This window comes from Halalkalibacter akibai JCM 9157, from assembly GCF_000513135.1.
GTDB lineage: Bacteria > Bacillota > Bacilli > Bacillales > Bacillaceae_D > Halalkalibacter > Halalkalibacter akibai.
This window is the reverse complement of record NZ_BAUV01000051.1, coordinates 17,261-28,099: the sequence shown is the minus strand read 5'-3', so window position 1 is coordinate 28,099 and position 10,839 is coordinate 17,261. Positions and strand designations below refer to the sequence as shown.

9 protein-coding genes, 1 pseudogene and 1 riboswitch are annotated in these 10,839 nt (G+C 37.5%); all 10 genes and pseudogenes read right to left on the bottom strand.

Annotated elements, in window-relative coordinates:
* Positions 1–63: 63 nt before the first annotated feature.
* The 10 genes and pseudogenes from JCM9157_RS19490 to JCM9157_RS19445 all read right to left on the bottom strand — a co-directional run bounded on the left by JCM9157_RS19490 (position 64) and on the right by JCM9157_RS19445 (position 10,830).
* Positions 64–738 (bottom strand): Na-translocating system protein MpsC family protein, encoded by a 675-nt coding sequence (locus JCM9157_RS19490; protein WP_035667419.1) that lies wholly within the window; start codon positions 736–738, stop codon positions 64–66.
* A 76-nt stretch (positions 739–814) separates the two neighbouring features.
* Positions 815–1,537 carry a Na-translocating system protein MpsC family protein gene (locus JCM9157_RS19485; RefSeq protein WP_035667417.1) on the bottom strand — a complete coding sequence of 241 codons (723 nt, stop codon included), beginning with the start codon at positions 1,535–1,537 and terminating at the stop codon, positions 815–817.
* 65 nt (positions 1,538–1,602) lie between these two features.
* Positions 1,603–2,070, bottom strand: coding sequence for a hypothetical protein (locus JCM9157_RS19480; protein WP_035667415.1), 468 nt, complete (start codon positions 2,068–2,070; stop codon positions 1,603–1,605).
* A 235-nt stretch (positions 2,071–2,305) separates the two neighbouring features.
* Positions 2,306–3,001 carry a Na-translocating system protein MpsC family protein gene (locus tag JCM9157_RS19475; protein ID WP_035667411.1) on the bottom strand — a complete coding sequence of 232 codons (696 nt, stop codon included), beginning with the start codon at positions 2,999–3,001 and terminating at the stop codon, positions 2,306–2,308.
* 222 nt (positions 3,002–3,223) lie between these two features.
* Positions 3,224–4,212 (bottom strand): annotated as a pseudogene (locus JCM9157_RS19470) (ABC transporter permease).
* A gap of 1 nt (position 4,213) precedes the next feature.
* Entirely contained in the window at positions 4,214–5,719 is a 1,506-nt protein-coding gene (locus JCM9157_RS19465) for a sugar ABC transporter ATP-binding protein (RefSeq protein WP_235715053.1), read from the bottom strand.
* 589 nt (positions 5,720–6,308) lie between these two features.
* A complete protein-coding gene (locus JCM9157_RS19460; protein ID WP_035667410.1) occupies positions 6,309–7,421 on the bottom strand; it encodes a sugar ABC transporter substrate-binding protein in 1,113 nt (370 codons plus the stop codon).
* Between the two features lie 103 nt (positions 7,422–7,524).
* A riboswitch (SAM riboswitch) is annotated at positions 7,525–7,629 on the bottom strand.
* A 102-nt stretch (positions 7,630–7,731) separates the two neighbouring features.
* Entirely contained in the window at positions 7,732–8,697 is a 966-nt protein-coding gene (locus JCM9157_RS19455; protein ID WP_035667408.1) for a Gfo/Idh/MocA family protein, read from the bottom strand.
* 168 nt (positions 8,698–8,865) lie between these two features.
* Positions 8,866–9,573 carry a gamma-glutamyl-gamma-aminobutyrate hydrolase family protein gene (locus tag JCM9157_RS19450; RefSeq protein WP_035667407.1) on the bottom strand — a complete coding sequence of 236 codons (708 nt, stop codon included), beginning with the start codon at positions 9,571–9,573 and terminating at the stop codon, positions 8,866–8,868.
* Between the two features lie 72 nt (positions 9,574–9,645).
* Positions 9,646–10,830, bottom strand: coding sequence for an amidase (locus tag JCM9157_RS19445; RefSeq protein ID WP_035667405.1), 1,185 nt, complete (start codon positions 10,828–10,830; stop codon positions 9,646–9,648).
* Positions 10,831–10,839 lie beyond the last annotated feature (9 nt).

Here is a 10,839-nt window from a genome sequence, read left to right as displayed (position 1 = left end):
AAGCCTAACTTCTATAGTAAGAAGTTAGGCCATGCGTGACTTTGAATCCCCACATTTACCTTATTATTGTAAGACAAAAACCATCAACGATTTGTCTTCTTTTAGATTCCAATCAATAAATATATCACGAACATTACGGGACAATATTTCATCAAACTTTCCAAACCGATGGAAGTATTGTTTCTCAAGTTCATCTTTTGTAAGAATCAACTCTTTTTCAAAGCCTTTAGAAATCAGGGCTTTTTCAATTGGAATCAAGATCCCCTCTCTGTTCACGACCAATAGTTTTTCCGAAATGACAAACGTTTCAATGGAGTTCGGAATCTTTTGGACCAACTGACTAATTCGGGCAATTTCTGCTTCAAATTGTGGTATGTAAGACAGCTGAACTTGGGGTTTATCCCCTGAAACAGCTAATATAATTACTCCAGTATTGTTAGGAAAGTTCCAGTCATTATAGCAATCGGCCACTTCTACGTTAAGTGTCACTTGGACAACTCCTCGCAATTCTTCTATTGCTTGTGCAATAATTGAAGCTCTTGCTTTCGTTACATCTGCCATTTTCCCTTGTTCAAGTAATACCTCTTCCATTGGCGAAATAAATCCACGGATTTGTAAAATGAGATAGTTACCAGAGAAAGTCGCAGAACATAACTCTGGTCCTCTTCCGAACTTTTTACGGAGTAATTTACTTGTGTAACTACTTATATGGTTAAGCTCTTGTTGAAGATCACCCATATTATCCCTCTTCCAGAAAGGGAAACATCAAAAATTAATGACTTTAAGACATTAACCTTGATCATTATACCACAACTTATTTCATTGTGGTTGTTCCCTGTGATAATGGTACAACAATAAATACTATGACACTTTTATCAAGTTCAAAATCCCAATCAACAAATGAGTCAATAACTTCTCTTTCAAATATAGTGTGGAAATGGTTGTTATTATGTAGAAATTGCTTTTCCAGATTTCTTTTTACCCGCTTTAGTAGCTCACTATAGCCTAACCTTATTAGCTCTTTTTCAATCCTCACTAAAATGCCATTTCTTACATTGACAATCGTTCGTGGATTTAATTCACAAGAATACGTTTCTTCAGGTGCTTTTTGAGCTTGTTTACTAATATTCGTGATTTCTCCATTTAGTTGAGCTTTACCTGTGAAATTCTCTGAAATTGCTTCTTTCCCTGTAAATGGTTCGTCACTAACAAACACAATCATGCCAGATTTATTATGCAATCCCCAGTCGTAGTAAACCTCTCGTATCTTTCTTTTCGTTATGATTTCCATATAAGCCTTGCATTCCGGCATTAAGGATTTCATTAATTTAGCTCTTATTTGTAGAATGTCCATCACTTGATCTTGTTCCATTAGAATCCGTTCCGCTGGTGTAATAAAATTTCTCAAGTAAACCGTCATAAACGTATATCCGACAGATACGAATACTGATTCAGGACCTTTACCGAAATGCTCCCGTAACATTCGGCCTATATATCCGCCAACTTCTTGTTGAAGTTCTTTTTCAGATAATTCCATGATAAGCACTCCCGTCTAAAACATCTGCGGAATCAGTATCGACCTGTTTCACTTGAATTATACTTTTAGCTAATGATCTCTAACAAAACCGTTCGACCATACTCTAAAAGATAATCAAACGTTGTAGACACTTCCATTTCTACTTTTCCTTTAAAGTTACCTTTTCTAACTTGTAATTGCAGTTGTGTTAAGACCGTATTTAAACTAATGACTTCTTTCACTAACGAAACTCCTAGTGAAGTAATCAACTCTACTTGCTGCTTATTATTGTTGTTAGAACCAATAGTGTTAAACTCTTTTTCTATAGTTATAATAACTTCTACTATCATATTAAACTCTTCTAATGTACTAGAAATTACAGAAAGCGAATAGGAATCGAAATCAAAACTACCTTCTACAATCAATCTATTCATTTCTGTTTCAATCTTTATTAGAATATGTAATTTTTCTTTTAACTGAGACAAGCACCTGTTGCTATATTTATATTCATAATCTATTAGCTGGTGCGACACAGTTCCCCTAGTTTCAGTCATTGTTTTCTCCCCAAATATTCATTTTAAATTATCAGAACATTAAAAAAAAGCCAAAACAGAATAGAATTAATTCATTTCTGTTTTGGCTTATGTTTAGCTTTATTTCTAAAATCATTTCGACCAATGTAAGCTTTAATTTAGTTATCAATTGTTATTTAACATTTAATTAAAAAGAAGAGCATTATATCTCTTCCTCTACATTAAATTATACTAATTTTTTTATAGGATGTAAATTTTATTTCATGCAAAAAACAAGAAAACTTTTGTTTTTATTATAATCCCATACGAGAAACATTTGGGTGATATTCATATTAAGAATTGACTGAAATTCACTTTTATATCGTGTGAAGTTTTCTCTGATTTCATAAGAACGTTCAGATAATATATCATGATAACCACCACTATGTAAGAGGTGTTCCGTTTTAATTAAAACATCAAGACATTCGACTACACACAGATTTGGGCTTACTTTTATGATATTTACAATTGAAGGTTTTTTATGAACATTTCCGCACACACTTTGCACTTTTTCACAGAGAGCTAATTCATACCCTTCATTTTTCAACCAATCACCATGTTCAAACGAGTCTCCTGCCATAAACAATAAGATCCCTTGGTTTGTTTTGTAATCCCAGTCATGATAAAAGGAAGTAAATTTAAGTCCAATTAACATCGCCACATCTTCACTGATCTCCTTAAAAATGGTTTCCATTAATATGGTTCTTACTCTTAAAGCAAGTCCAACTTCATTCTCTTCATATAAAACTTTCTCTGTAGGTGTCATAAAGTGGTGAACTCGAACGATTAGCAGGTTATTTCCCATCGCTGCCATGCATGTTTCGGGTCCCTTACCAAATTTAAGCTTTAAGACCTTACTTATATAACTGCTTAAATGGGTTAAATCTTGGTCCTGCTTTCCTTCTCTAATCATTGTACCAATTTCCTCCTATACCCTAGAACCAAAAAATGACCTAACTTCCTCCTGTCGGGAGAAAAGTTAGGTCATGATTAAGACTTCTATACATTCGTATATTATTCTTTCATTTACCAATATTTATATGAAATTTGCCTCAAATAAAAATTTAATAGTACTAATACTTTAGCATACTTACAATCTTAATTCAATATACACTATATTAATAGTGTTAAATAATTAAGATCTTAGTTTATAGTAAGTTAAGCCTAAGGCGAATGCTAACACTGTTCCTTTGACAATGTCCATTGCGTAATAAGGTACTGACATCATAACCAGACCATTTGATAAGATCCCAATTAAAACCGCTCCGATAAACGTCCCAAATGCATTCGGCTTCCCTGCTCCTAGCACAGAAAATCCTATGAAAGCAGCAGCAACTGCATCCATTAAATAAGGAGAACCAGCCCCAATTTCTGCTGTCATGACTCGAGAAGCTAAAACGATCCCACCAATAGAGGCGAATAGGGCAGACAGTAAATATGCCACTACTTTATATTTGTTAACCGCAATTCCAGATAGCCTCGCTGCTTCTTGATTTCCACCGATTACATACATATATCTCCCATGCTTTGTATAGTTAAGAAAAAAATGTACCGAAATCACCGCAACAATCATGATTAAAATGATCCAAGGGACTTGTCCAATTTTCGCGAAAAACGGACTAATCGTTCCTGTTGCAAACGATCCATCGGCCATCACCATATTTTGTGAAACGGTAGCCCCTCTTGTGTACGTTAGTGCGATACCTTGAACGATGAACATCGTCGCAAGAGTTAAAAGCATATCAGGAATCTTCACTTTTACGATCATAAAGCATTAAAAGCCCCAACAAGTAAAGCCGCTATAATAGCCGAGAAAATCGCAACCGTCGTATTTTGAGAAAACCAAACAAACATCGAAATGACCACTGCATTTGATAAAGAAGCAACTGACCCTACAGAAAGATCAAATCCATTTACAGATAAGGAAATGGTAATCCCAATAGCTATAATTGTTACAATCGAAATAGACCTTAGAATATTGATTAAATTATTACTTTGAATAAAAGCTGGGTTTGAATAAGCAAATACAATGATTAATATGAGAATGGTTAACAGAGTTCCATATTTATAAAGAAATTGAAAAAGATCAAACGTTTTTCTTTGACTAGTCTCACGAGAATTCATGTTAATTCCCTCCTGTTGAGTAATGCAATAATTGTTCTTCCGATGTTTGGTCTGTCGCTACTTCCTTCACAATTTGCCCATCGTAAAGAACATAAACCCGGTTTGTAATCCCCATTACTTCTGCTAGTTCAGCCGAAGCATAGATAATGGCTTTACCTCGTTGCGCTAGTTCTACAATCAACTCGAAAATATCTTTTTTCGCTCCTACATCTACACCTTTGGTCGGTTCATCAAAAATATAAACTTCGGCATCAGCAATCAGCCATTTTCCAATTGCTATTTTTTGTTGGTTTCCACCAGATAGATGTTCGACTTTTGACTGTTCAGACGGCGTCTTTACCCCTAACCGCTTTATCATCTCAATCGCTTTTTGTTTTTCTGCTTTTTTCTTTAGAAATGATAAGGGAGTAGTGAATTGCTGAAGGCTTGCTGAGCTTAAGTTTGTTGCAACTGATTCGGAAATTAGAACCCCTTCTTTTCTCCGTTCTTCAGGAACAAGTGCGATTCCTTCTCGGACTGCGTCATAAGGTGTTTTCAGTTTCAATTCCTTCCCTCTCAGTTCGATTGTGCCTGCTGTTAGTTTTGAATACCCAAAGAGCGCTTTACAAAGTTCCGTTTTACCGGCACCAACCAATCCAGCAATCCCAATAATTTCGCCTTCTTTTATTTCTAGACTGACATTCTTCACTTTTTCCTTATCTGTAAGTCCTTTTACCTTTAAGAGCGAATGTCCGATTGTAAACTCATAAGTTGGAAACTGCTCTTCAAGCTTTTCACCTAACATGTTTTCAATCACTTTATTACTGTTTGTTGCAGAAGTTTGCTCTTTTATAACAAATTGCCCATTTCTCATCACCGTTATCTCATCACAAATCTGAAAAATCTCTGGAAGACGGTGCGATATAAAAATAATACCAACCCCATCTTCTTTTAACTTTTTGACGATTTTAAAGAGCTGGGTTGTTTCCGCATGACTTAAAGGAGCAGTCGGTTCATCTAAAACGAGAAATTTACATTGAGTTGAGACAGCTCTTGCAATTAAAACCATTTGTTTTTCGGCTAGTGTTAATTCACTAACTAATTTTCTAGATGAAACCTCGATATTGATCTTGTTCAAGATATCAGTGGCTTTATTATGAAGGTTCTTCCATCTCATAAACTGTTTAGAACCCATTTCATTGACTGTGTCATTTAACATAATGTTTTCTCCAACAGATAATGAAGGCACTAACGCTGTATCCACCTCTTGATAAACGATTTGAATCCCTTGTTCTTGAGCATCCTTCGGAGACCTAATCTCAATTTGCTTTCCATTTAAAAAAATCTCACCCGTATAGTGACTATAAGCACCGGATAAAACTTTCATTAAAGTAGATTTCCCAGCACCATTAGCACCAAGCAGTGCATGACTTTTCCCTGTCTCCGCCTCAAAATCCACTTGATCGAGCGCTTTCACACCCGGAAACTCAATTGAGATCTTTTTCATTTCTAGAATTGTTTTATCCACTTTGTATCCCTCCTTAAATAGCCAATATAAAAGTCTCTTTAATAATTGTTGTTATTTTCCGGCCAATTCCCGTTCGGTGGCAGATTATTTTCGACTGTTTAGCATCTGTTATCCTGGTTATCCCTCATCAAAAATCTTTGTTTTCATAAAGTTCGTTGCTATAACGACATTCGTTCCTCGTAGTGAAATGGAGCGGAAGTCACTCGACTCCTGCGGGAATAAGAGGTAGGGCCGAGACCCCACAGGCGCAGCCGAGGAGGCCACCGAAAAAAACTTGAAAGTTTACTCAAGGAAGCAGCAATGGCTCCACACGTTACGCACCTACTATGAGAAACCCACTCATAGTAGGCTTTAAGAGCTTGTAACGGTTCCGCTCATTGCTAGAGTCCACTGAGAAAAGGTGAAAAACACACCTTTTTTTCAGTGGACTTGAAAGCGACTGACTGCAGCGCAATGAAACGAACATGTGAAGGACACCTAAACCACAAAAACAACAAGCATGCATAAACACCCAAAAGAAAAAAGGATAACTCCCAATGACCTGTTCATTAACACAGAATCGAAAGTTCGTTATCCTTTTAGCTATCAATTATTTAGAATAGTGTTCTTTTAACACTTTCATCCAATCTTCTTCAAAAGCAGTAGATTGTCCCCAGCCTTCAATCGTATCCGCAAGGTTAACCATGTTTACAGCTTCAGAAGACTGTAGTAACTGTTCTTGTGAAATAAGTGATGCTTCAAGATCATATGACTCGGGAGTTTCTTCTCCTGCTAACTTCTTAGCAACAAGTCTCATATTAACTGCGCCGATTAGTTTCGGATCAACTGCAGCTGTATATTTCCATGGGTTACCTTCTTCTTGTAGTTCTTGAAGATCCGCATTGGAAACATCAATACCGTAAATTTTAATTTCATCTCGACCAGCTTCTTTGATCGCACGAGCAGCCCCAATGGCGAATGCATCCCAAGTAGCAAAAATCGCATCAATTTCACCTTTAGGATGTTTCGTCAACATTGCTGCTACAGCGTTTTGCGTTTGAACCGACGTATCAGCTGCCGCTACACCAAAGCGTTCTACTTCTGTAATACCTGGGTTATTAGCTAACACATCTTGATACACATTGTTTCTTCTAACCATTGGTGGGAAACCGTCAACCCATAAATAAACGACATTTGCTTCACCATTGAAGTCTTCTACTAATTGATCAAGAGCAAGCGAAGCAAGGGTTTCGTCATCTTGAGAAGTAAGTGTTACCCCCTCAACATTTGCTAAATCTCCATTTGAATCAAATGTTACGACGCTTTTTCCTTTTTCAACTAGAGCTTGTACGCTATCTACAGTTGCTGCATCGTCGCCGTGAGAAATAATAAAGCCATCATAATCTTCTTCTAACGCTTGAGCAATCGCATCGTGGAATTTTGCTGAGTCACCATTTGCTGTAAACACATCTACTTTAAAGCCTAAGCTCTCGCCTTCCTCTTTTGCCCCTGCTAGAAACTGAGCCGTATGATCGTCTCCACCAATTTTACGAATGACTTTAATGCTAGCTCCATCACCACTTGCAAATCGCTCAGGTACATTATCAAAACTCACTGCGCCTGTTGCTGGTTCAGAAGCACTTCCTCCTGCCGAACAACCAGTTAACAATAATCCTAACCCTAATGCTGGTACTAACGCTCTTTTTAAAAACCCCTTTTTCATGTGTCTCTCTCCCTTTTTCTTTTTCTCTTTTTTTTGTCTAAAAGAAAAGCAAAAAACCTCTCTAGATAGAGAGGTTAATCATCATCAAAATAGATAAATGCCTCTCTCATCTTTCAAAACATTTCTGTTTTGCAGGAATTAGCACCAATTCTAATAGAACGGTTGCTGGGCGTCATCGGGCCAGTCCCTCTGCCACTCGTGATAAGAGTTTTTATTGAATTATCAGTCTAATCAATATATTCACTTTAATCTTTAACGAACATTCTGTCAATATTAATCTCAAAAAGTTTTACTGGGAAAATACCCCAATCTATAATGTAGCTCCTCTTGTCTCTTCTAATATCTTTTGTACAGCGTAACCCATTTTAAAATCTATTAAAAAAGCTTTTTGCCCGCTTATAGCTTTTACACACTCTTCTATCAGATTCACTGAAGAGGGCTTAATTTGGCTTTGGTCAACTTCAACTATGTTCTCCCCTCGTTTAGCGCTTTTCAGAACTCTCCAATCTTCTAATGAAATAGATTGTTGTGTTCCATGAATGGTAAAGCGAATTTTTTCTTTTTCTGCTTGTCCTACTAAGCCGTCAATTAATACTTCTATTCCATTTTCTAATGTGAGATGAGCAATTAAACCGGTTTCGCTAATGCTTTGGTTCTCAGGGAATTCTACTTTTGAATGCACCGTTTGAACGGGTCCAAAAAACTGAAGAATGAGCTGTGCGTAATGAGGCAGGATTTCACGGATGAAACCACCTTGCTCTCTTGTCCCAATCCATGGTGTTTGTTGCCACGGCCTTGGCCACACATCAAAATGCAATTGTAATGAAATTCTTCTTATTTCACCCAATGCCTGTTCTTCCACTAATTCTTGTATTGTTCTAACGGGAGCAGAATAAGGCAAAGGAAAGTGCATCGCGTGGACAACATTTGCTTCTTCAGCTGCTTTCCACATTGTTTCTGCTTCTTCAATCGAATTTGCTAAAGGCTTCTCACAAAGGACGTGTCTGTTATGCCGAATCGCTTCCATGACAATATCAAAATGAAGGGCAGGCGGGACGGAAACATAGACCAAATCGACATCTTCTGCTTCTAACAATGTTTTATAATCGGTGTAATAGGTAACATCGCCATTTGCTGTAGCGATGTTTTGGGCCAATGTTTCATCAAGGTCACAAACTGTCGTAATGACTGTATGTTGATTTTCATTAAAATCCTTTATCAGCCTTTGTCCTACAACCCCTAATCCAATAATCGCTACTCTAATTTTTTTATACATTTGATCACCTCTTGTACGTTATTTTAACAAAATAATAAAAACAAGAAAAAAATAAGTTATTCAAACGTTTATTTAACAAGGAAAGGAGCGATTGCTTCTTAATTAGCAATCGCTCTTAGTGCACTAACACATTTTAACTTTTTATCAAGAAATCTACTTGAGTTCCGATCAGTTACACGCTCTCACAAACTCTAAAAACAACTTAAAGTTAGAATCATCCAACTTATAATTAAACTCAGGGTGCCATTGAACAGCTAAGACAAATTTTTTATTTGGCATCACAACTGCTTCAACCAACCCGTCACATGCACTTGCGGCAGGCACTAATTGTCTTGAAATATCTTTAATTCCCTGATGGTGATAACTATTAACTTTAAGAGTATCTATCTGAAGAATTTGATAAAGAAGGGTATCTTTTTCTATGTACACGTCGTGAACAGGTTCTGTGTAGGGAGGATTTTGCTTATGTTTCATTTGACTCTCCCTTTGCTGTGTTGGAATGTCTTGATATAAGGTTCCACCTAACAGGACATTAAATAGCTGCAAACCACGACATATTCCTAATGTCGGTTTATCCAGTTCAATGACATATTTAAAAAGAACCGATTCCATAAGATCACGTTCGATGCAGATCTCCCCGCAAATCTCATTTAATTCCTCACCATACAACTCTGGATTTATATCTTGACCTCCTGTAAATAAAAAGCCATCAAACGTATGGGCTATTTTTACAATTGTTTCCTCGTCTGTAGTTAACGGTAACATGACTGGGATCCCGCCAGCATCCTCAATCCCCTTCATGTATCCCGGTAGCATCCAGTAACTCTCTTTCTCTTTATCATACAACGGTAAAACACCAATCATCGGTTTCGCCATAAAAACACCCACTCCTAAATCATATCACCAGCTTATACATTATATTAGATCAACCCTCAACAGATAAAGAATTTACGATTCCGTCTTCCACATGAATTCATTTTCATAAACCCATCTTAACAACTTAAGATCTTGGTTAAGACCGGCAATAATCGAACAAGCAACTGGTGGACCATCCCCTTTTATCGGAATCGTCACCTGGGGCAATCCAGCTAAGCCAGCAATGCAAGACAACTGCATCGTTTTCGACCGTCGCGATTCAATTTCACTACCTGATAGACCGCAAAGTGGAGCTTCTCCTGGAGTGGTCGGAATGATTAGCACATTGTCTTTTCCAAGCAATTCTATCAGCTTATATTTAATTTGCTCTTTCAAAGTCCTCGCCTTTTCTCCATCTACCTCAGTAAGCATACTAGCCCATTTAAATCTTTCTTCAATATCTTGACCGAAAGAAGGTTGAATCGATTGAATCCAGTCTCCATGTGTTTTCCAAATCTCCGTTCCTTGTAAAGCTCTAAAGCAAGTCGCCCATTGATCGAGACCCTCAGGAGCAATTTGAATCCAACTACTTTCCTCTGCGTTTTTAATCAAATGATTGATTAAATGAGATAAGGTCGATCTACTAGATAGATCAGCTAACTCCCACGCATCTGTTCCGAAGAGAAAAGTAGAAAAAGAAGAAGTTTCACTCTGATTTTGTTCTAGTAATTCCAGCCCTACATCTAGTAATAGTTTTGAATCTCTTGTCATCCAGCCTACGGTATCAAAACTCTCAGAAAGAGGAATAACCCCATTTATATCAACGGCTCCATGAGTTGGACGAAACCCATAGACTCCGCAGTAAGCGGCTGGAACGCGAACAGATCCGCCTGTATCGGTTCCTAGCGCAAAGTCTACTAATTCAGCTGAGACTGCGACGGCAGAACCACTCGAAGAGCCTCCCGGAATATGGCCTTTAGCTTGTGGATTCACTGGTGTTCCGTAGTGAACATTTTCGCCATTTAAGCTATACATCAACTCATCGGTAATCGTTGTTCCTTGCAAAGCCGCACCTGCGCTCAAAAGCTTTTTGATTGCTGTTGCATGTTGTTCAGCCGGTGGATGCGTTTTTAGCCAATCTGGATTTCCTGCACTTGCTTGAATTCCCCTGATGGCAAAAACATCCTTAACCGCAAACTGATAACCGGTTAACTTTCCCTCATGTTTTGAGGTGATCTTTAAATTCGGATCGACAAAAGCATTAAAAGGATTAACCATTTTCCGCCT